Origin of the sequence: Bacteroides sp., from assembly GCF_030151085.1 — a bacterium.
GTDB lineage: Bacteria > Bacteroidota > Bacteroidia > Bacteroidales > Bacteroidaceae > Bacteroides.
The window spans coordinates 330671-352694 of the sequence record NZ_JASLER010000056.1 but is presented as its reverse complement, the minus strand read 5'-3'; the positions used below and the strand labels follow the sequence as shown (position 1 = coordinate 352694).

17 protein-coding genes are annotated in these 22024 nt (G+C 38.9%); 4 read left to right on the top strand and 13 right to left on the bottom strand.

The window, feature by feature from the left end; genetic code table 11:
• From Q1W14_RS12045 to Q1W14_RS12020, 6 genes are all read right to left on the bottom strand, one after another.
• The coding region (locus Q1W14_RS12045; RefSeq protein ID WP_300701756.1) for a toll/interleukin-1 receptor domain-containing protein at positions 1-529 on the bottom strand (529 nt) is incomplete at its 3' end.
• Positions 513-3059 carry a tetratricopeptide repeat protein gene (locus Q1W14_RS12040; RefSeq protein WP_300701755.1) on the bottom strand — a complete coding sequence of 849 codons (2547 nt, stop codon included), beginning with the start codon at positions 3057-3059 and terminating at the stop codon, positions 513-515. The genes Q1W14_RS12045 and Q1W14_RS12040, both read right to left, overlap by 17 nt.
• Before the next feature lie 2 nt (positions 3060-3061).
• Complete coding sequence (locus Q1W14_RS12035) at positions 3062-4204, bottom strand: toll/interleukin-1 receptor domain-containing protein (RefSeq protein ID WP_300701754.1); 1143 nt, start codon at positions 4202-4204, stop codon at positions 3062-3064.
• Between the two features lie 6 nt (positions 4205-4210).
• Positions 4211-4720, bottom strand: a complete 510-nt coding sequence (locus tag Q1W14_RS12030; protein ID WP_300701753.1) for a zinc ribbon domain-containing protein — start codon at positions 4718-4720, stop codon at positions 4211-4213.
• Positions 4721-4736: 16 nt separating this feature from the next.
• Positions 4737-4922, bottom strand: a complete 186-nt coding sequence (locus Q1W14_RS12025; protein ID WP_300701752.1) for a hypothetical protein — start codon at positions 4920-4922, stop codon at positions 4737-4739.
• A 99-nt stretch (positions 4923-5021) separates the two neighbouring features.
• Entirely contained in the window at positions 5022-5903 is an 882-nt protein-coding gene (locus Q1W14_RS12020; protein WP_300701751.1) for a M48 family metallopeptidase, read from the bottom strand.
• A 440-nt stretch (positions 5904-6343) separates the two neighbouring features.
• Here Q1W14_RS12020 and Q1W14_RS12015 point away from each other — a divergent pair, with 440 nt between their 5' ends.
• The 3 genes from Q1W14_RS12015 to Q1W14_RS12005 all read left to right on the top strand — a co-directional run bounded on the left by Q1W14_RS12015 (position 6344) and on the right by Q1W14_RS12005 (position 9832).
• On the top strand, positions 6344-6952 hold the full coding sequence (locus tag Q1W14_RS12015) for a DNA-binding protein (RefSeq protein WP_300701750.1): 609 nt from the start codon (positions 6344-6346) through the stop codon (positions 6950-6952).
• Positions 6949-8949, top strand: a complete 2001-nt coding sequence (locus Q1W14_RS12010) for a histidine kinase (RefSeq protein ID WP_300701749.1) — start codon at positions 6949-6951, stop codon at positions 8947-8949. Before Q1W14_RS12015 ends, Q1W14_RS12010 begins: the two co-directional genes overlap by 4 nt.
• 130 nt (positions 8950-9079) lie before the next feature.
• Entirely contained in the window at positions 9080-9832 is a 753-nt protein-coding gene (locus Q1W14_RS12005) for a LytTR family DNA-binding domain-containing protein (protein ID WP_300701748.1), read from the top strand.
• A gap of 148 nt (positions 9833-9980) precedes the next feature.
• On the opposite strand, the gene Q1W14_RS12000 is transcribed toward Q1W14_RS12005, so the two are convergent.
• From Q1W14_RS12000 to hemW, 7 genes are all read right to left on the bottom strand, one after another.
• On the bottom strand, positions 9981-10334 hold the full coding sequence (locus Q1W14_RS12000; protein ID WP_300701747.1) for a hypothetical protein: 354 nt from the start codon (positions 10332-10334) through the stop codon (positions 9981-9983).
• A gap of 318 nt (positions 10335-10652) precedes the next feature.
• Complete coding sequence (locus tag Q1W14_RS11995) at positions 10653-11789, bottom strand: DUF4249 domain-containing protein (protein ID WP_300701746.1); 1137 nt, start codon at positions 11787-11789, stop codon at positions 10653-10655.
• A 26-nt stretch (positions 11790-11815) separates the two neighbouring features.
• Entirely contained in the window at positions 11816-14527 is a 2712-nt protein-coding gene (locus Q1W14_RS11990; RefSeq protein WP_300701770.1) for a TonB-dependent receptor, read from the bottom strand.
• 57 nt (positions 14528-14584) lie between these two features.
• The gene (locus tag Q1W14_RS11985; protein ID WP_300701745.1) at positions 14585-15100 is read right to left on the bottom strand and encodes a DUF4974 domain-containing protein; all 516 of its coding nucleotides are present in this window, start codon (positions 15098-15100) and stop codon (positions 14585-14587) included.
• 6 nt (positions 15101-15106) lie between these two features.
• Positions 15107-15526 (bottom strand): hypothetical protein, encoded by a 420-nt coding sequence (locus Q1W14_RS11980; protein ID WP_300701744.1) that lies wholly within the window; start codon positions 15524-15526, stop codon positions 15107-15109.
• A 130-nt stretch (positions 15527-15656) separates the two neighbouring features.
• Entirely contained in the window at positions 15657-16202 is a 546-nt protein-coding gene (locus Q1W14_RS11975; RefSeq protein ID WP_300701743.1) for an RNA polymerase sigma-70 factor, read from the bottom strand.
• Between the two features lie 34 nt (positions 16203-16236).
• Positions 16237-17370 carry a radical SAM family heme chaperone HemW gene (hemW, locus tag Q1W14_RS11970; RefSeq protein WP_300701742.1) on the bottom strand — a complete coding sequence of 378 codons (1134 nt, stop codon included), beginning with the start codon at positions 17368-17370 and terminating at the stop codon, positions 16237-16239.
• 120 nt (positions 17371-17490) lie between these two features.
• Here hemW and Q1W14_RS11965 point away from each other — a divergent pair, with 120 nt between their 5' ends.
• On the top strand, positions 17491-21681 hold the full coding sequence (locus Q1W14_RS11965; RefSeq protein WP_300701741.1) for a two-component regulator propeller domain-containing protein: 4191 nt from the start codon (positions 17491-17493) through the stop codon (positions 21679-21681).
• The last annotated feature ends 343 nt before the right edge of the window (positions 21682-22024 follow it).

Sequence of the window (22024 nt, the reverse complement as noted above, 5' to 3'; positions counted from 1 at the left end):
TGGCACTCGTTCTGAAACCATAATATAGTGCTCCGATACAAACGCAAACAGCAATAGCGATTATTGCTATCCATCTTATTTTCTTTGTACTCCAAGAGTTGGGTTTACTTTTCAAATAACGTTTTAAGCGGTCGATAGATGCATCGAAATATTCATGTCCCCCGGCTGCAATGCTTTGATATTCATTCAATCCTTTCAGCTCTTCCGGCATTACTTGTGGCCATGTAAACCCGTTCAACATCACGGGAATAATGTTTTTGTTATGTTGCATGGCACAAAGCACTTCCAGACGCAGCCAGTCCCCTTCATTGGCACACCGCTCCAGCCCATCTTTAGGAAGTATTAATATAAAGTCCGTGCACTGCTCAATAACCGCATACAATTGCTCATTGAACTTGCCCGAACGCAACGATTCTACATCCAGGAAGACTTTGTAACCAGCGTTTCGCAGTTTCTCGGCTATGAGACTGGCGGTTTCAAAAGCTCCATCACGACGGTAGCTGATGAAAATATTATAGGCTATTATCATTTTTCTGTTGTCTATAAGTGCTTATTATTTGTTGCTTTTCGTTTTCTGATATAGATCGGATATCAATACCATACTTTATATTTTTATCATTTGGCAAATTTTCAATAATTTCCCCATTTAACATTAAAAGTATATCCTGAAATTCGTCAGTGGTGGTAGCTATATAGGGGAATAAACTATTCTCACTTTCACAATCCCAATCTTTATATTTGAGTATATAATATATGTTGTTGTCATAAACTGTATTGTCTTTTCTTTGTAGTGTTAAAGTGAAAATTATGTTTTCTTGTATAGGAATTTGTTTGAATGAATTGTTCCTTATTTTATTACTGATTTGCTCTAAAGTATTTAAGAAATCTTTGCTTGTAGTGATGGTATATAAAGGAGAATCTTTTAAATTATCACCTACGGTTCCAAGAGCATCACAATAGTAATTTATTGCTTTTTCATATCCTCCTAACTTGAGATAAGCATTTGCTATATTTTCATAAACCGCTATAGTATTAGGGTTGTTTTTCAATTTGGAACTACAAATTTGTATTGACTTTTTGTAATACTCTATAGCATCTATAATGTTGTTGTTTTTATAATAAATATTTCCTATATCATTATATGTAAAAGCATTTTCTATATTCATAGTATCTAAAAAGTTCTCGCGTATTTTTAATGCCATTGAATAGTTCTTCAGCGCTTCTGTATAGTTCCCTTGCATAGAATAAACTGAACCTATGTCATCATATGTTGCTGCGATATTGGAATGGAAAGTTCCTAATTTTTTCTTTTTTATTTGTAAAGATTCAGTGTAATATTGTAAAGCTTCATCATATTTTTTTAATGTATAAAGTTCTTTTCCTATATTATCCAATAAAATGGCTATATCAAGATGATCAGTACCTAAATATCTTTTTTTTATTGTTAATACATACTTATACAGATCTAATACCTCTCTTTCCTGTAACTGATAAATTGATGCTAAAATTCCGCAAATATTTGCAATTTTCAAGTTGTTATCAGTAACTCTTATGCTATCAATTTTTATTTCTTGATTGCCCCATACTTTATATAAGTGTATAGAGTCTTTTAGTGCTTGCTTAAAATAGACGGCACTTATATTACTACCTGTAAATATTCTGTTATTTTCATTGTGTTTCATTTCAATGATTTGCTTATTTTCAATGATTGATAGCTTTGCATTTTGTTGTGGAGTGTATTGATATTCTTTTTCTTGAATCTTTTTTTTAAGAATATTCTCTGATATTTCTGAAGCTTTATCAAAGTATTCCAGCGCTTTTGTATAGTCTCCACTGCTGTGCAAAACATTTCCAATATTACTATAGGTAATAATGATATTTATATAAGGTAATGTAGAGTTACTTTTCAATTCATGTAATACTTTATTGTAATAAGATAAAGATGTTGAATTATTTTTGTCTAAGTAGTAGCAATATGCTAGCTTATCATAAAGTTCTATGATGTGTTGTTTACTTAAATGCTCTGTAACTAGTTTTGTTTTTGTTAATAAACATGTATATGTATTTATAGCTTCCTTAAAATTAGAAGTGTTATTGCACAACCAATCAGCATAGCTTATGGAATAATCATAATTATCGGGGTCTAAAATTACTCGTTTTTTTAGATAAGTGGTAACAGAATCGTTAATATATTGTAATGCAAAACCGTCTGCAATATTTTTGTAGCGTTTAATCAGAAAATTGCGATACTCCTTTTGTCTTTTGAATTTTGTTTTTTCTTTTTGTAATGCAATTTCTAAAGTGTTAATATTCCCTTCCAAAAGATTAATGTTGTCCGTAATCTTATTTATAATTTTATCTTCATATTGTGGTAAGAATATTTTGTTTAATTCTACTAATTCCCTTCCTTTCCCGGCTTTACGAAGTTCAATGCTTTTTAGCTCTATGGAATCTAAAGATTGATAATCTGTACGAGCTAATTCTTCGGCTTCCTTCTGGATCAGCTTATCAGATTGGTAATATTGTGCAGAGAATTTTAGGTATGCAGTATAAATACTATCACGTTCATTTAGTAAAATTCGGTAATGCTTATTCTTATCTATCAATTGTGATAGAATTGAATCTTTCTGATGAATCGTTTTAAGATACTCATTAATTTCTTTTTGTTTCTGATTTCGAATTGTTTCTTCTATCCGTAGTCGTTCTTCATACAAATCTTCATTCCTGGCCAAGATGATTTCTGTTTTTGTTTTGCTATTTAAAGGAATTGCACTTTGAAGTTGAGGGGCGACAAGTGTGTATCCTGTTTTTATTATATAGTCGAATGTAAATGTATTATTTTTGTTATAGGCGATACTTAAAAGAAAATTACCGTTTTCATCACTTTCTGTCTCTACTTCTGCTTTAATCCTTACTCCTTTAATAGGTTGATTTTTATGCTGTTTACTATAAGTAATAGTACGTACAAATCCATGTTGTCTAACGGCTTCTTGCTGATACTGAGCAAATAAACTTAGAGAAAATGATATTAATAAATTTAAGCAAATTATTCTGTGCATAACTATTCAATATATAAGGTGTTTATTCTTATTTCATCATTCAATGTCGGATATGTATCTCTTGGAATTTGGTATGTCTTGTTTTTCCATTTTAGAATAGTTTTATATCTCCTTTTTTGTAAGGCAACTGGAATACATAATTCAAAATAGCCATTTTTGTTTGTTTTTGTTGTCTGATTTTCAATGTATACCGTTACATCTTCAAGAACTTTGTCTGTTTTTAGATTCTTTATATAGCCTCTTACTTTACTATATGCATTATTTCTTCTAATATTTATATTCATATTAGGAAGTAATTGCATTACTGTATCTATATTTTCATATCCAGGCATTGTAAAAAGAATGTGGTAATTATGTTTCCTATATTTACCAGCAATATTATTGAAATATACAGTTTGTTTATAATCAGTGATAGAATGCATAATAGTTTCTTTTTCAATAATAAGAGTAATATTGCCACCTTCGAACGGTAGGTTTGCATTATGGTCAGTTGTTTCATATACTTTTACCTGTGCATCAAATGGTTGATTAATGAACCATATCAACACCAGTGCAAAAATAAGACTAAGAGCAAGAATACCATATGAAATTACTTTTTGTATGAAGTTACGACGGTATCGGTTCCAAAGACTATCAAAACTCAGATTTAGCATCCCAGCTATTACTCTGATAAATGCTTTCTCTCGTTTTATTAGTACATTTTCATTTCCCTCTTCATGTATATTAGCTCCCAGAATTTCTGGAAAATGTTTTTTGATTACAGAATGGCAACATTCTGTTTGGATATGATTACTGTAAGGAATACCATCAATAATAAACAAGATTATCTGTTCCTTTTTGCCCATTGCAATAAACTCTTCAATTTCTTTACCTACCCAATCGGATTGAGCAGAATGAGGCGAACATACGACAATCAGATACTTCGACTTTTCCAGTTCCTCATGAAGAATCTGTTGTAGGGAAGTACCTATACGTATATCCGTCCCATCCCTGAATATCTTGAGTTTCTTAGGAATATCAGGATACTGCTTTCTTACTATACTTGGAAGGCGATAGGATTCTAATTTTCGTTGAAGCCATTTAGCCCATTTCTTATCATCCCAACTATAGCTGATAAAGGCATAATATTCGTAATCTTGTTTCATTTCAATTTACAGCTTATTCCCGCATCCACAGCAAAATACCGCATCCGCCACATTCTCCTTCCCGCATTTTGTACAGAATTTGCCTTTTGCTTTTCCACCCGAATTACCACCATTCTGATAACTTTCACGTGCAATTGTATCACCGGCTATTTCCATTACCCGATCATCCATTTTAGCCTGTGAGATCATGCCTGATATTTGTGTAATAAGTACCGGCCAGAAGAAAAACATGGATATGACGGCAGGAATAGCTTGCTGGCCAAAGATTCCGATACCGGCATTAATCTGAATGTAATTCCCGCTGGGCAGGATCTCTACTTTTAAAGCAGTTTTCATGCCTAATACAGCTTTGAATACTCCGCCTTTGGTAATGGATATATCATATCCGCCGCTTAGCAGATTGTCCGATTGTACCTGATAGCCTTCATTGGAGAAAATGGTACTGATATCTTGTGCGATAGTCGGTATTAATGCCGGCGATGCGAAAAATGTCTTGGTAGATTTAAATGTTCCCATGATGATAAACAATTAATTAGTGACGTAACTCTTGTAACTCCTTATATTGGTTGGCGGCATACAAAACACTGGTTTCCGCTAGTAATTCTTCCACTTGTTTCAATTGTTCCGGCGGAAATGTTTCTTCTATACGTTTCAGTATAGATACTACTAGGTTTGCCTGCTCTTCCAATTCGGCATCTGTTACTACTTGGTCTTCCATAATTTTTTTGAATGTGGGTCGCTCTGCAACCGCTTCGTCTAAACGTAACATTCCATTTTCATCGAAAAACATACTTGTTCTATTTATTTAGGATTATACTTATTTCAATTTATACCCGCACTCTTTGCAATAGATCCATGATTCTTCTACTGCTTTGTTGCAATTAGGACAGATCAATCCTTTTTCTTCCAACTGAACAATATCTTTTATTCTGTGCCATTGTTCGGTTTTCCCCCATTTTAAAATCTCTCTTACCCGAATGGCGGCATAAGGGTGACTGGATTCTAGGATAGACCAATTCTGAAGGAATTTATCCCAATTATTATCTTGCAAAGTATCGTAATAATCTGCCTGTTTTACAAATTCGTCAATATTTACGTCTTTTGTAATGCTTGCAGGACCACCAGCCAAACGAATTTGTACTTCTACCATTCTTTCGATACTGCCAAGAGCTACAGCTCCGGCTCTATCTGCCGATAGCTCACTTCTTCTGCTCCAATACTGCAATGCCCAGAATATGGGCGTGATGGCATCTCCCAAAAGCCCCATATTGTTGATGTTTTGAAGAAGTAGTTGCGCCATAGTGTAATACAGCATGTGGCGGCAGGCAATATGTCCGCATTCATGTGCAATAACGGCAGAAACTTCTTCATCTGTAAGATATTCTAATAATCCGGAAGTGACTGTTATCATAGTGCGTGTATCTCCCATAGCGTATGCATTAGGGAAAGGGCTCATTTCCAGATAAAACTCCGGCTCTTTAATACTTAGCTTTTTGCAAATAGGAGGGAGTTTCTCATAAATTTTAGGCAATTGTTTGGACGAAAGCCTGATTTTATTGGCCATATTAAGCCCGTGAAATAATTGCTCACTGTAGTAGCGCATGAACAGTTTCATTGCTGCAGCAAAACCGGGAATAGCTTCCATATTTCTTCTGGCAGCTTCATCTTCGGGATGGATGTATTCGATAGGTCGTATCATTTCTATAAGTATTAGTAGTTGTTAATCAAAAGAAAAAGCCGGGAGTAATAATCATTCCTACAAAAATAAGTTATTTTCCTGTAAAAAAGAAATATACTAATTCTAATAAATTGCTATAGAACTGTATTTATGTGTTATTGGGCTGAAATAGCGAACTATTCTGCTGAATTTAACTTCCATAAATAAATTAGGAACGAATTATAAACTTTTGGTTCTATTTCCCCCACTTTTATTCCCTAATTCCCTGAATTTAACTACCTTTGTCAGCGATAATACTTCGTATAACAATTGTCTACTTTTCGTATGATATATGTCATACGAAAATAAGACATACGTCATACGAAAAGTAGACAACTGTTATACGAAGTAAAAGTCCTACTTTACTATTTATAAGTCCCAAGTTATTAACTTAATATTGCCACTATATACCTTAAATATCCATGAGTGCATACTATGATTTATACCAAACGCCCGATCCTTCGGGCGAAGAAGACAAAAAGAAACTGCATGCCCGTATCTTGCCTAAGGGAACGATCACTGCGGATAAGTTTTTTGAGATAGTACATAATGCTACAGGTTTCAGTCAGGCTATACTGGACGGAACCCTGCAAGCCATCACAGACGAGTTGCAACGTTGGTTGGAAGATGGTTGGATTGTAGAGGTAGGCGAACTGGGTTTCTTTTCCGTGTCTTTGAAATGTGACCATTATGTGCAAGATCCTAAAGATATACGTTCTCCTTCCATAAAGTTTCAAAATATGAATCTGCGCATAAGCAGTAAGCTACGTAAACGCTTTGTTACGATGGCATTAGAAAGAAAGGCATCTCCGTATATATCCCATTCTTCCTTGTCTGTAGAGGAAAGACGTAAACGGTTGCAACAACATTTAGATAAATATGGTTGCATAACTCGCGCAGATTATGAAGTATTGACCGGAAAAACCAAACAGCAAGCTGTAGCTGACCTGAATAAATTTGCAGAAGAAGGCGTCGTACGCAAATATGGCAGTGGACGGACAGTAGTTTATTTGAAAGGAAGCGGGATATGAAAAAGATAGCAATTGTTCTTATAATTCTGATTACCTGCACCTATTGTCAGAAGAGAGAAACGGATATATCCGAAGCTCAAGCTTTCGAAGCTTTCTACCGTGCGAATGGTGATTCAGTTGCCCTTGCTCCCCGCAAGGTGAGGGCAGAGGCTTTTCAAAAAGTGAAAGAAGTAAAAGATAGTCTGGTGAAGTATCGCTACTTGTCTATGACTTTGAAAACCTATCTGATTACCTCGGAACTAGATTCGGCAAGGATTGTTATCCGCCAGATAGAAAATTTTATAAAGAAACAACCTGCGTCAGAACGAGATGCCGATTTGACGTCGGAATGTTTCAATATGAAAGGAAATATATTTGCGCGGACCGGATATTTGGATTCTGCGGAAGTTAATTTCAGGAAAGCATACGAGCAAAGGATGCAGGGTACAAATATGGAAGTTGTACCGGATATTCTGATGAATCTGGCTGATGCCAATAATCGACTGGGAAAACTGGATGTGGGAGCTGCTTGGTATCGAAGGGCATTATTGCTATGCGATTCTCTGAATCTGACCTCGGCAAAGAAACCTCCTATTTATTACGGGCTGGCACAAATCTATGTCACTATGCGTGATTTTGAGCAATGTGATTATTACTACAATCTTGCTGCTAAGAGTTTTGCAGAAATGCTGCCATACGAGAAATATATTTATTTGAACAATAGGGGAACTTCTTACTATTATCGCGAAGATTATCAGGCGGCAATGGGGTACTTTAAAAAAGTGCTCGACTTAACAAAAGGATACCCTGATATGAGCTTTGAACAGAATCTGAGCAGACTGAATTTGGCAGATTGTTATCTCCAGTCGAATGAAGGGGATTCTGCCGCCCAATGTATTGATAAATGCAAACTTTTCTTCGAAGAAATGGGAGTGACCACTGCCTTATATTACATTGATACACAAAATATAGAGCTGGCTTTGTTACAAAAAGACCTTTCCAAAGCACGTCGTTTACTGGCAAAGAGCGTTACTCCTCGGGATATTGATCCTGATATGGTGCATATCCGTAATAAATACCTTCAACAATTCCATGAAGAGGCGGGTGATTATAAGCAAGCTTATTTCTATATGAAAGAGAATAATCAACTGGATGACTCCATTCGTAATGAGCGTGTTAAAATGCGAACTGCCGATCTTGCTTTGCGCTACCAACAAGACTCCACAGTGATGGCACAGAATGTTTTTATCCAAAAGAAAGAAAATGAAGTGCTTGAACTACAACAAACCAGGACACTATGGATTGCGCTTTTTATTATAACTTTTCTGACTGTTGTCTTTGTTTATATGTATAGTAAGAAGAAACGTGCTTTGCTGCTTGCCAAGAATCGGCGTACTGTTTCAACACTTCGTTTGGAGAATATCCGTAACCGTCTGTCTCCTCATTTTATATTTAATGTTCTCAATCAAGAAATGGCGGGGCGAAAAAATGAGGAGCAGTACGAACTGTCATCTTTGGTTAAACTGATGCGTCGCAATCTGGAACTAGCGGAACAACTGTGTGTCACGCTTACCGAAGAACTGGATTTTGTAAAGACTTATATTGATTTGGAGCGCCGTTCACTAGGTTCAGCTTTCTATTTAGTGATCGAGATAGGAGAGAATGTTTATCCTGACAGGACACTATTACCCTCCATGTTAATACAAATTCCTGTTGAAAACGCAGTGAAGCATGCTTTGAGAGACAAAGAAGGGGAACGGAATTTATGGATAACGGTATCTCGTCAAGAAAATAGTACCTGCATTAGGATAACAGATAATGGTGGAGGATATCGTCCGAATAGTTCGCATCGAGGTACCGGTACTGGTATGAAAGTTATTATGCAGACTATCCAGATTCTGAATATGAAAAACAAAGAAGCTATTGACGTTTCCATACATAATATATCTTTACCAAGTGGAGAAACTGGATGTCAAGTAACATTCTTATTACCTGATAAATATAATTATGAAATTTAAGAATGACTACTTAATCTCGTTTTTTATGAGGATAAACCTCTAAATGGTACAAATGGTACATAAATAGGCTATACCTGTTTTGTATAGAAAGAAGATAATCCCTATATTCGCAAAGAAAACATAAAATGACATGGATAAGTACAAGGTTGTCATAGTTGATGATGATGAAGTGGCTCTTGAGAATCTGAGCTTCGAATTAAATAAAGATGCTCGCTTCTCATTGGAAGGGACTGCTCGGAATGGTAAGCAGGGAAAGAAACTTATAGCTAAAGTACAGCCTGATTTATTGTTTCTGGATGTTGAAATGCCGGATACTACGGGCATGGAGATGCTGCAGGATATACGTGATAGTATATCATGGAGTATGCGGGTAGTCTTCTATACGGCATACGACAAATACATGGTACAAGCTATTCGTGAGGCTGCGTTCGATTATATGCTGAAACCTTTTGAGGAACAAGACCTGAAAGATATTCTTGCACGTTTTGTGAAACAAGTGGAAGCAGCGCAACGTGTACCGTTATCGGTTGGATTGCCTTTGCACACAGGACAGACTTTTATCGTATTTACACCAACGAATGACATGCGTGCTTTACGTCCGGCTGAAATAGGTTTTTTCCGTTATTGTTCCGATCGTAAGCAATGGGAAGTGATATTGAATAACCAACCACCATTGGTATTGCGTCGTGGAATGACTGCCGAGCAAATAACCCAGTATTCACCTAGTTTTGTGCAGATACATCAATCCTATATTATCAATATTGACTATTTGATGCTTATTAAAGATAACAAATGCATCTTATATCCACCTTTTGATAAAGTTACGGAATTGCTTGTTTCAAGAAAATATAAAAAAGAATTACAAGACCGATTTTGCTTGTGAAAGTAGAGGGACTAATATAAAAACTGGTTAGAGAGTTGGCATCGTATAACTGGCGGTGTTGACATAAAAGAAGGGCATTGAATATAGATTCAGTGCCCTTTTTATCAATTAGTGAAATACGAATTTCGCATTTAATCAGAAGTGAAATTTATTTCACTTCGATACCTTTGTTCTGCAAGGTAGCATTCAATACTCTGGCATAATCAGCGTACTGCTTTTCGCTCAAAGTCTGCTTCATCAACTTTAAATTTCCGTAAACTGCATTGCGAAGAAGTTTCTCTTGGTCTTTTCTTGACTTTGTAGCGCGTTCCATCTGCTGATCGAAGTATTCGCAAATGTTAGCGACTTCTTCATGCTGACCAGCATTTAATTTCAAATATTGACTCAACTTAGTTACGTTGATGTTACCTTCCCATTTTGCAGTTGTAGGTTGGTTCCCTGCTGCGAATGTCGTAGCGGTCAGACACAATGCTGCCACTAAAGTTAATCCTAATCTTTTCATAATACCTACTTTTTTAATTTGTTATTCCTAAAAACTAATCTAATATATAAGCTAATACCTATTGAAAACTATCAAAGCATTTAGCTTTTCTTTTTACCTATGCAAATATAGAAATATGTTTTATAACACAAAAATAAATAATATAGAAAGTGTATTATCTACTCTCATTTCTTGATTTAGATCAATTTTTAGGTGTGAAAATGACTGTTTTATTCCATTTATGTAATACGAATGTAATATTTAGTAGGTTTAAAATTGTTCATTCTGATAGGTTAAATGATGTTTTGCAGACAAAAAGATATAGTAGAATGGTTCTCGTTAATCCCAACGTGACTTTTCCGGAAACTCCATATTTACTTTTGCTTGGGCTGAAATTCCTACAAAGCCTAATCCACCTTCGACGTTGGATGGGAGACTGACAGGTTCCATGAGTGTGGTATCGTAATCGTCATCGTCCATGCAGTTAAGTCCCTTCAAGTAGAGATACTCTTCTTTGCTGATACTAAGCAGACGTACAGTCAGGGATAGGAGGGTTGAATGTACACTATCGTATCCGCTTAAGTAGTCCAGACTGAGTGCGGTATACACTTTTAGCGTAGCGGAAGAATTGGTGAATTGATTGTCTGTGAAGATGTTGTACTTGTTGCTGATGCTAGGAAACATTTCATTGTCTTCATCTTGATCGGAGTGAGAGATGTGACCATCTGTCAGGATAATGTCTTCACGGTTTATCAGTTCACGATCTGTATAGTTGAAGACAGTGTCTTTGTACCAATAAAGGAACGAGCCGTCTTCATCGGTTTTTTGGCTTCCATCTTCGTTCAATGAAGGAAGGGGGTATCTGGCATTTACATGATAGTTATTCTGTATATCTAGGCGATAGCAATTTTTCTCATTTGGAAGATCGTTCAGGGTAACCAGTATTCTACGGTAGCTTCTCATGCTATTCCATTGGAAAATCTTTGTAATGCATGTATCTACCTGTATATTTAGTACCGGTTTGGGAACGACAACTTCGGAGCTGACCTTATATTCCCCATCTTCGGCTGTAGCTTCCAGACGGATGTGGTCACCAGGCTGGAACTGTGTACGTAAGCGAAACTTTTTGAATTTGATATTTTTAATTATTTGTTCATATATGTCTTTACCGTAGCTTTCTTCGCTCAGGCCTTCGTAGATTTCTTGAGGAGTCATCGGTTGAGGTTCTTCCGTTAGCTGCCCGTTTACGTAGAGAGAAAGTGTGGCTCGGTTTACTCGTCCGATGCTGTTGCCTTCGCTTAGATGGAGATATACAAAGTTTTCTGTCTCTCCCGCATCAAGCAGTGCGTTCATCACGATTAGTGGCTTCCGGTTCCCGGAGTTATAGGGAATCTCATTCTCGCAGCTCGTTAGTAGCAGAGCGGCTACTGCATACATATATATAATAAGGTGTAATTTTGCTTTTCTTGTTTTCATATCTTGTATAAACTTTATCTGTATCTTTAGAACCTGTAAGTATATGTCACGGACGGTATGCAAGGTAATATTGTCAGTTTCTTGACAACGCTTTTGCCTTCTTCACTTATTTGTGGAATGTCTCCCGGTTTCCCATTGTAGTAGTTATTGTAATAGCCATTCAGGTAGTTGCTCGTTGTTTGCCATTTGCTGTACACGATATTCGGATTCATTGCGTTGTAGGCGTTGTATACGCTGATATTCCAGGTCCGAATGCCATGCTTTGTTTTTTTGTTGAAATTGATACCGATGTTCAAGCGATGGCTGGCGGGTAAGCGGTAGTTGTTTCGTTGTGAAATATAAGCTCCTGATTCTGTGCTGCCATCGGGGCGGATGATGATGGTAGTCCGTTCGGGTACGGTGATGCAGCCCCCGGTATTGAAAATCCAAGAGGCGCCTACGTCTATGCGTTCGCTGAACTTATGGTTCAGGCAAAGACTGATGCTGTGACGGCGATCGTATTTATAAGGAAACCAGCGTCCTTGATTGATGCTCCCATCCGCAAAACGATGTTCGGTTCTCGATAGCGTATATGCTAGCCAGCCGGTAGTACGTCCTATATTTTTTTGCATCATTATCTCTAAACCGTATGAACGTCCCTGGCCGGTTTCTACCTTCTCTTCCCAATTGGTGGAGGTTCCGAAGAAAGATACACCATCTTGGTACTCCAGTATGTGCCGCATTTGCTTGTAATAGCCTTCTACGGAGAATTCCCAACCAGGTAATCCTGTATAGTAGCTGCCTACGGAGTATTGATTGGCGTACATCGGGCGTATATTTTTCGTAATGGGTACCCAAAGGTCAGTAGGCATGGAAAGAGGAGTAGATGAAAGTAGATGTACATACTGGCTCATGCAAGTATAAGAGGCTTTTGCCGAAAATCCACGTCCCAGGTCATAGCGAGCTGACAGACGTGGCTGGGCTGAAAAGTAGCTCTTATCCTGTGTGTGAAACATTGAGAATCTTACTCCGGCATTCAGACTAAGACGGTCGCTGAGAACAAAATTGTCTTCGGCGTATACAGAGAGCTCCTGTCCATTCATATCGCGGCTGGTACTGGTGTTGTAGAGGGTATCGGTCTGTGCTATGCCATTTTCTACTTCCTGCATCTTCGACGTAGACACGCCAGGACTGAATGTATGATAAATGAATTCTCCTCCAAACTTTATATGGTGTTCCGGCACAGGTGTGTAATCGAAGTCCATCCGGGCACTCCAGTCACGAATACCCGAATAGAATTTCGAGGCGTAGTGGTTGCGGTCCTGCAATACGTTGTTCCTGTGTGTCACATCGTCCATGCTACCTGTCAGTGTCATTTGGTAACTGTTGTAGGAGACGGTTGTATTGCCGAAGAGTTGATTATTGAATACATAGTTCCAGCGAGCATAGCCAATCATATTTCCCCAATTCAGGTGACTTTTGCTGTCATAGTATCGCACTTCTTTATATCCGGAATTATCGGGATAGTCATCTCGTGTGTCCATGTGATAATGATCTTTGCCCCGGTAGAAGCCGAGGAAAAGACGGCTGCGATCGTTGAATTTGTGATTCAACTTGGCGTTCATATCATAGAAGTAGTAGTTGTATTTGTCAGCGTAATGTACATTAGGCGAATCATCATCCTTGTCTACGATGAGATTCTTGAAGAAAGCAGTAGGCATAGCCCGTGCGCTGAGGCTGAAAGATGTTTTCCCTTTTATGATAGGACCTTCTATATGCAGCTTGTCCGTTAGCAGGCCTATGCTGATTGCGCCGTGATACTTTTTCATGTCTCCATCATTGGTCCGTACATCCACTATAGACGAAAGACGCCCGCCGTAGCGGGCGGGAAAGCTGCTTTTAAACAATGTTACGTTCTTCACTGCTTCGGGTGTGAAGATGGAGAACACCCCCAACAAGTGATCGGCATTGTAAATAGGGATTCCATCCAGTAACACAAGGTTTTGGTCGGGTCCTCCGCCACGTACGTACATGCCGGAAAAGCCTTCCATGCCTGCTTGCACACCAGGCATCAACTGGATGGTTTTAAGCAAATCAGCTTCACCAAGAATGGAGGGGGTATTCTTAATTTGTGCTATTGGAATTTCATTGGCTCCCATGGTGGTACTCTCTATGCCTGCTTCCCGTTTATCGGAAAGCACCACCACTTCTTCCAGCTGATTATTACTATTCAGACGGATATTGAGTAAAGTATCTCTGTCCAGTTCGAACAGTTTGTGAAGAGTTTCGTAACCGAGATAAGAGAAGGTTAGTTCGGCATTTCCTTCGGGCAAAGTAAGCGTATAGAAACCGAAAGGATTGGTGGCAGTACCTGTGGAACGACGACTCTCAAGGATATTGGCACCAATCAGCGTCTCGGAAGACGCCCCGTCTGTCACGTATCCGCTGATCGTGAATTTTCGGCTTGCGGATTTCTTCGGCGTAAGCCGCTTGTAAAGTAGAATATGCTTTCCGGAAATCTCAAATCGGATGGGTTCATTCTCGAAGGCTCGTCGCAGTATTTCATAAATTGTCTGCTTCTTAGCCTCAAAGGTGATGCGGCGGGATAATTTCACTTCTTCTCCATAGATAAAAGAGAAGCCGGTGGCATTTTCCAGTTGCTTGACAAAGCTTTCCAGGGTTGCATTACGGAAATTCAGGTTTAGGCGTGCTTCTTTATTTTGCGCATAAAGCGAATTGGTTAAAAGAACCACACACATCAGAAGTGTGACTCTGATGTGGTGGTGTGAACAGCTTGTAGAATAGTACATAGTAGTTTAGTTAAGCTTAGTAATGGTAATAGTTTCGTTTGTTTTAGTATAAGTAAAGTTACCTGCTGCATTTTTCAGCAGATCGAGGATTTGAGTCAGCTCTTCACCATCCTGGAAGGTAGCGGTCATGCGATAGTTCTTCAGACTTTCGTCTTCAATGCTAATCTTCGTATGGAATCTTTCGGAAAGTTGACGGACAATTTCCTGAAGCGGTTGTTGACGGAATACCAAAGTATCGTGGTGCACAAGTGGTGCTACGATATGGGTATCGGCAGGTGCCGGTGCAGGTTTGGGTGCTGTAGGAAATATGGCATAATAGGCTGCCCAACTTGCTACGCACAACACGACTACAGCGGCAGCACTGGCGGCACGCAACCAGAATCTACGCAGGCTACGGTGTCTATGCATGTGTGCTTCCAATTGTTTCCAACTGTTTTCTGCCAAGTAGCGTCCGCGTGGCGAGCGGGTAGACGCAATCAGCTTATTTAGTACCTTGTCAATATCCTCGTTGTTAACTTTCATCTTTTTTTATTTAGCCACTAACCTTAGTGTTAGCCGGGATTGTTTTACCTCTTTATCGTTAGGTGAACAGATCAGATATATTTCACTGGAATTCTTTATCATCTTTGGATAAACACGGATGCGGACAGTGGCTGACTTCTTTTTTGCCGGAATTACCACTTTTGTATCCAGAAGTTTGAATACTGGTTTTTCTTCAGGATTCCATTTACCTGTGAGACTCACTTCTCTATCCACATCTTTCTTATCGGCAGCGATAATCTTAATACTGATATCCTGTTCATCTACCTTTTTATCCAGAGCATAGTTTTCTTCGATTTTGTCGAAACCTACGTATCCATCCGGATATTTGTCGTTACTGTTACTACATGCACTCAGGCAGAGCAGGAAAAGCAATAAGCTTCCTCCTTGTTTACAAATCATTTTCATAAGTCTAGTTCGTTTAGTTTTCATAGGTAAAGACAGGAACATTTGAGAAACTCCCTACGCTTATGTTGCAAAATAATGTTAAAGATAAATTGGACCTCATACAATGTCCAAAGTGATGAGCAATGTAAATTTAGTCCGTGAGAAGTATTTCTTTCAGTCGGGTAATCGCTTTTTGTAGTTGGGCATCTACGGTTTTTACGCTGATTTCTAACTCGTCCGCTACTTGTGCATAACTTTGTTTTTCTTCACGTATGCGGATGAATACTTCACGACAACGTTCGGGCAGACGGTCGAGAGCTTTAACATAGCGTGCAAAAAGTTCTTCGCTAATAAGGACTTCTTCCGGAGAGTTAGCCTGATCAGGAGGTTCGGGAAGTTGTTCGGAAGGTTGTGTGGTATGTCTGCTCTCTTTTTCCAGATAGTTGAGTGACGCATTTTTGGTCAGGATAAAGCAATAATCTTCTATATTATTAATTTCCGGTAATTTAGTGCGTTGTTCCCACAGACGCATAAAAACATCGAGTACAATTTCTTGTGCCCAATCTTCATTTTTTACATAATAATATGAAATACGGAATAAACGGTCATAACATAGGTTGTAGAAATCATGAAAAGCTCGTTCAGAGTCTTCCTCTTTCATTTGACGTAAATATCGTCTGACTTCTTGTTCGGTCATGTTACTATTCTCTGATTGTGGGCAAAGATAGAATTTATTCTTCAATAAACATCAGGTCGCTCATAATGTCGTCAGAAACGAAAACACCTTTGCGGGTGAGGCAAAAATGGTCGTTTTGTATTACTAATCTGCCATTGTGAAGGTGTGGCGTAGTCATCTTTTGAAAGTACTGCCAGAGTTTAACGCCGAAGTTTTGTTTTATATGTTCGGTAGAAACACCCCATACGGTACGCAATGAGGTCATGATATACTCGTTATAGCGGGTGTTTAGATGCAACTCTTCTATTTCGTAGGAACGATTTCCTGTTTCGATGGAGGTTATATATTCTTCCAGTGAAGACACATTCCATTCTCTTGTCATTGTGTCGAAAGAGTGCGCCGAAGGTCCGCAACCTAGATAGGGAATACCTTTCCAGTAAGAGGTATTGTGGCGGGAGTACATGCCGGGCTTGCAGAAGTTGGATATTTCGTAATGTTCGTAACCGGCGGCACTAAAAGTATCTATCAGAGTGGAGAAGAAGCGGACACTACTGTCTTCATCTACCTCACGAATGTGATGGGCTTGTAACATTTCATAGATGCGGGTTCCTTTCTCGTAGGTCAGATGATAAGCAGAGATATGCTCTATGTCGAGGCTGACGGCTTGATTGAGGTCGCGCTGCCAACGCTCGTCTGTTTCACTCGGAAGGCCGTAAATAAGGTCGATACTGATATTCTGAAAACCCGTTCGACGGCAACGTTTTACTGCTTCTATGGCTTGCTTGGCGTTGTGCCGGCGATTCAACAACTTTAAAGTAGAATCATCAAAAGTCTGAATACCCATGCTGATACGGTTGAAAGGCAGGGTGTGCAGCATATTTACATACTCTTCCGTTAAATCATCCGGATTGGCTTCGAGAGTGATTTCTTTAGCGGTGTCCATTCCATAGACCTCTTGAATGGTTTCAAATACTTGCCGAAAGTCCTCTTCAGCAAGTTGAGAAGGAGTGCCGCCACCAAAGTAGATGGTTTCTATGGGTTCGCCTTTCAGATAGTCTTTACGCGATAGCAATTCCTGGCACAAAGCATTGATGTAACGCTGTTTCAGTTCGCTACGCGTGGTAGAGTAGAAGTCGCAATAAATGCAACGTGTCTTACAGAAAGGAATATGGATGTAGATGCCTGCCATAAGTAATTATGTATATAGACTGCAAAAGTAAGCTTTTGATAGTAGAAAGAAACTGATTTCAGAACTTTTACGTATATTTGCCATCATCTAATACACATCTTTTAGCTAAACAGCTGCACTATGAAACAGAAAATCTGGATCGCTTTCTTTGGAATCCTAATCTCTATGGTATGTCAGGCTACCGTTTTACCACAATCTTTGTCGGGTACGTTCAAGACTTTGCCAGCTCTGAACAATCTGCCAAGTAAAGATGTGCAGTCCATTTATCAAGATCGGGATGGCTATATATGGATATCTACCCGCAACGGACTTTTTCAATACGACGGTTATTCTATTACTTCTTATAAATCTAATCTTTACCGCCCGGACTTACTCACTAATAATAATATCTTTTGTACTGCCGAAGATGCTGACCATCACCTATGGATTGGTACTTATAGTGGGTTAAATGTGCTCGATAAGCGTACTGGAGTAATTCGTAAACTCGATAAACCAGAAATGGTAGGTAATGGTGTATCTGCCATTGCCGTAACAAGAGACAATCGTATTTGGCTAGGAACGGAGCGTGGATTATATGAGTATCTTGCAGACCGTGACAGTTGCTTGCTTTATGAATTGGAAAATACGAATAACATCTTACCTTACACTACTATTAAGTCATTGTTTGAGGATGATCGTGGCGATATTTGGATTGGTACATGGGATAAAGGACTATACCGATATGAGTATAGCACTGGTAAATTCATCAAATATCCTCAAATGAATTCAGGTAACTCTGCACACGTTATTTTTCAGGATAGTAATAAGAATATATGGATAGGTACCTGGGGAGCAGGATTGCAATTATTGCATAATGCATACGAACCTTCGAAAGTCAGCTGGACTACCTTTACACACGATGAGAACCATACAGCCAGTATCTCGGACAATTTGATTTATGCCATCTTTGAAGATATAAACAATCATACTTTATGGGTAGGTACGCGTAGTGGGCTTAGTGTGCTTCCCTTGAATCAGAATTATACCTCTGCCTCTTCTTTCAATAACTATTATTCCGATGAAACTGACCGTTCCATTACCAGTAGTGAAGTAGCATCATTGATGCGTGATCGTCAGGGTATTCTTTGGATAGGCATGATTGGCGGTGGAGTTAATATGGTGAATACACGTAAACCTGATTTTTATCTGGACCCTTTGACAGATGCGAAGCAAAGTTTGAAAACAAACTCAGTCCGTAGTATGATGGTGGACGATGAAGGATTGCTATGGTTGGGTATAAGTACTTACGGTTTTGGTGTAAAAGACCGGAAAACAGGCAAGTTCACCCACTTTACTCAAATGCCGGAGTTTGCTTCTTATAAAGGAGTTTCTTCTGTAATGTCTATTCTCCAGTCGCCTACAACGCATCACATTTGGTTGGGTGTGTATAACGGAGGTGTATATGAGTACAATAAAAAAGCTCCAGTTGGACAACGAGTGAGATTATATAATGCAGAGAATACTCCCTGGCTCACTAATTCGTGTGTCTATCATATCTTCGAAGATTCTCGCCGGGATCTTTGGTTTGCTACGCGAGCCGGGATTTCGATGCGCTTGGCTGATGGCACAGCTTTGAGATTCGACTCCTTACAAGTAGTAGACAATGTCATAATGAAGGATGTGGTTGCCATGCAGATTGCAGAAGGGAATAAAGGTGAAATGTGGGTGGCTTCCAATACGCACGGGATTATCCGCATTCAAGGTCATGGCAGCAAATTGAGTGGATATAAACTTTCAAGCTATTCATCTTCTAACGGTAAATTGAATGGAAATTATGCCAACTGTGTCTATAAAGATATTGATGGACGAATTTGGGTAGGTACGGGAAGTAATGGGCTGAACTTGTATGATGAAGTAAATGATACATTTCTGTCAGTGCATGCTACCTGGAATTTACCAGGCGATGTTGTTAACAGTATTTTGGGGGATATGAACGGTAACCTTTGGTTGGGTACCAATGTCGGATTGGTGAAACTTTCTGTTCCACTTGATTTTGAACATATCAGTTTCCGTTTATATACTACAGCCGATGGATTGCAGGATAATATTTTTGTTCGTGGTTCTTCTACAGCAACACTCGATGGTGAATTACTGTTTGGGGGACATAGAGGCTATAATAGCTTCTATCCGGCAAAACAGAAGGATCAGGATTTCTCTACTCCGGCAGTTATTACTGATATAAAGATATTCAATCAGTCGTGGGATAAACTTCAGGGTGGTGAGCGTGAAGAAGTTTCCTTGTTGTCTCCCGGTTTCACTGATGAAGTCAGACTAGACTATCGCCATAATAACTTCAGTATTGAGTTCTCGGCATTAGAGTACGCCAACCCGGAGCGTAACCGCTATGCTTATAAGCTGGAAGGATTTGATGCTGACTGGCAGTATGCTGATGCTGCCAAACGTTTTGCTTATTATAACAACTTGAAGCCGGGTACTTATACCTTCTATCTGAAAGCTTCCAATTCCAACGGAATCTGGAATGATGAAACTCGTAAACTGCAAGTCGTGATATTGCCTCCACCTTGGCGAACTTGGTGGGCTTATACTATTTATATAGTTTGCTTTCTGGCGGTTGCCTATTACGCTTATTGCTTGGTGCGTAATCGCATCCGCCTACGTAATGCCCTGCATCTGCAAGAGATGGAGAAAGCGAAAGTGGAAGAAGTGAATCATGCCAAATTACAGTTCTTTACTAATATTACTCACGAATTACTTACTCCGTTGACCATTCTTTCGGCCTCAGTAGACGAAATGAAACAGATGGCTCCGGGTTATAAGGATCAGTATAAGGTAATGGCTAATAATATTAACCGATTGATACGACTGTTGCAACAAATACTTGAATTCCGCAAAGCAGAAACAGGTAATCTGAAGCTAAGGGTATCAGAAAGTGATTTGAGTCAGTTTGTACAACGAAGTATCGAAAGTTTCCGCCCATTGATGAAGAAGAGGGATATGCAGTTCAGTCTGTCTTGCTCTCTACACCCATTCATGGCATATTTCGATCCCGATAAAGTGGATAAAATATTGTATAACTTGTTGTCCAATGCTTCGAAATACAATCGTCCGGGGGGAATGGTCGGTGTAGAATTATCCGGAGAAATAGAAGGCTTTGCCCGACTGGTGATAAAGGATAATGGTCCCGGTATTTCACAGGAAGCTCAGAAGAATCTGTTTAAACGTTTCTATGAAGGTGATTACCGGAAATTCAAGACAATAGGTACAGGCATTGGTTTATCATTGGTGCGCGATCTGGTACTGCTACATCACGGAACTATTACAGTAGAAAGTGAAGAAGGGCAGGGAACGACCTTTATCGTCACCTTTCCTATTCTGGCATCATCTTACGAAGCCGAAGAAATAGAAGTAGGAGGAACTACTACCGAAGAATCAAATCTTCCAACTTCTTTTGTTGAGACTGCCGAGAGAGATGATACTGTTATTAGTGAATTTGAAGATGTGGAAGGCGAAAATATAATAACCGAAAGCCAACATACTTTATTAATAGTAGAAGATAACGAGGACTTGCTGCAATTGATGGTGAAGCTCTTGGGCACAGAATACGAAATATATACGGCAACCAATGGGAAAGAAGCACTGGAAGTAATAGAGCAGGAAGAAATCGATTTGATAGTCTCCGATGTAATGATGCCCGAGATGGACGGCATCGAGCTCTGCCAATATATCAAAAATAATATAGATACCAGTCATATTCCCATTATCCTCCTCACTGCCAAGAATAAAGAAGAAGATAGGGTTGAGGCTTATGAATCGGGTGCCGACGGCTTTATCAGCAAGCCTTTCAATCTGAGTGTGCTACATGCACGTATCAGTAATTTGCTACGTAGCCGCCTGCGTATAATGAAGGACTTTAAGAAGCAACTGGTCTTCGAAGCAAAAGATTTGAATTATACAACTCTTGATGAAGAATTTTTGCAGCATGCTATAGAATGTATCAACCGTCATTTGGATGATGCCGACTATGATCAAACCCGCTTCCTCGAAGAGATGCACACCACGAAGTCTACCTGTTTCCGTAAACTGAAATCGCTTACCGGTTTGACGTATGTGTCGTTCATCCGTAACATCCGCATGAAAGCTGCCTGTCGCATTATGGAAGAAAAGAAGAATCTTCGCATCTCTGATTTGGCTTACGCAGTTGGATATAATGATGCACGATATTTCAGCAGCAGTTTTAAGAAAGAGTTTGGTATGCTGCCTTCGGAGTATATGGAGCGGTTTACTACAGAAGGGGGAACTGTGGAAGGATAATAATCTCTGGTTCCAAAGTCCCATTTGCTTCAAAGTTGTCATCTACCTTCATCAGCAGTTAGAAAAGAGTATATCGGATTATCTTAAATGATTAACAAGATTATAATTGTGCCACCCTATAGTAACAAGTAAGTCTATTGGGTGGCACATTTGTGTGTAATATGTAGAAAAATCATTCAAACAATGTGGATGAATGTTTCATGCACTAATTTTCTACATGTTTGAAACCTTAGATTCAGGTTACTATAATTCATTGTTTTATGTTTGCGGTGCGAACAGAGATAACGCATGCACATCTTGTTTCGCAATGAGTGTTATTTTGTGATTTATTAATTATCTTAAA

What these genes read in the sequence shown, in the direction of transcription:
- Q1W14_RS12000 (WP_300701747.1), bottom strand. Translation starts at nt 10,334, where the DNA reads ATGAAAAGATTAGGATTAACTTTAGTGGCAGCATTGTGTCTGACCGCT.
- Q1W14_RS12030 (WP_300701753.1), bottom strand. Translation starts at nt 4,720, where the DNA reads ATGGGAACATTTAAATCTACCAAGACATTTTTCGCATCGCCGGCATTA.
- Q1W14_RS12035 (WP_300701754.1), bottom strand. Translation starts at nt 4,204, where the DNA reads ATGAAACAAGATTACGAATATTATGCCTTTATCAGCTATAGTTGGGAT.
- Q1W14_RS12020 (WP_300701751.1), bottom strand. Translation starts at nt 5,903, where the DNA reads ATGATACGACCTATCGAATACATCCATCCCGAAGATGAAGCTGCCAGA.
- Q1W14_RS12010 (WP_300701749.1), top strand. Translation starts at nt 6,949, where the DNA reads ATGAAAAAGATAGCAATTGTTCTTATAATTCTGATTACCTGCACCTAT.
- hemW (WP_300701742.1), bottom strand. Translation starts at nt 17,370, where the DNA reads ATGGCAGGCATCTACATCCATATTCCTTTCTGTAAGACACGTTGCATT.
- Q1W14_RS11980 (WP_300701744.1), bottom strand. Translation starts at nt 15,526, where the DNA reads ATGAAAATGATTTGTAAACAAGGAGGAAGCTTATTGCTTTTCCTGCTC.
- Q1W14_RS11995 (WP_300701746.1), bottom strand. Translation starts at nt 11,789, where the DNA reads ATGAAAACAAGAAAAGCAAAATTACACCTTATTATATATATGTATGCA.
- Q1W14_RS11975 (WP_300701743.1), bottom strand. Translation starts at nt 16,202, where the DNA reads ATGACCGAACAAGAAGTCAGACGATATTTACGTCAAATGAAAGAGGAA.
- Q1W14_RS12040 (WP_300701755.1), bottom strand. Translation starts at nt 3,059, where the DNA reads ATGCACAGAATAATTTGCTTAAATTTATTAATATCATTTTCTCTAAGT.
- Q1W14_RS12015 (WP_300701750.1), top strand. Translation starts at nt 6,344, where the DNA reads ATGAGTGCATACTATGATTTATACCAAACGCCCGATCCTTCGGGCGAA.
- Q1W14_RS11990 (WP_300701770.1), bottom strand. Translation starts at nt 14,527, where the DNA reads ATGTGTGTGGTTCTTTTAACCAATTCGCTTTATGCGCAAAATAAAGAA.
- Q1W14_RS12005 (WP_300701748.1), top strand. Translation starts at nt 9,080, where the DNA reads ATGGATAAGTACAAGGTTGTCATAGTTGATGATGATGAAGTGGCTCTT.
- Q1W14_RS11985 (WP_300701745.1), bottom strand. Translation starts at nt 15,100, where the DNA reads ATGAAAGTTAACAACGAGGATATTGACAAGGTACTAAATAAGCTGATT.
- Q1W14_RS11965 (WP_300701741.1), top strand. Translation starts at nt 17,491, where the DNA reads ATGAAACAGAAAATCTGGATCGCTTTCTTTGGAATCCTAATCTCTATG.
- Q1W14_RS12025 (WP_300701752.1), bottom strand. Translation starts at nt 4,922, where the DNA reads ATGGAAGACCAAGTAGTAACAGATGCCGAATTGGAAGAGCAGGCAAAC.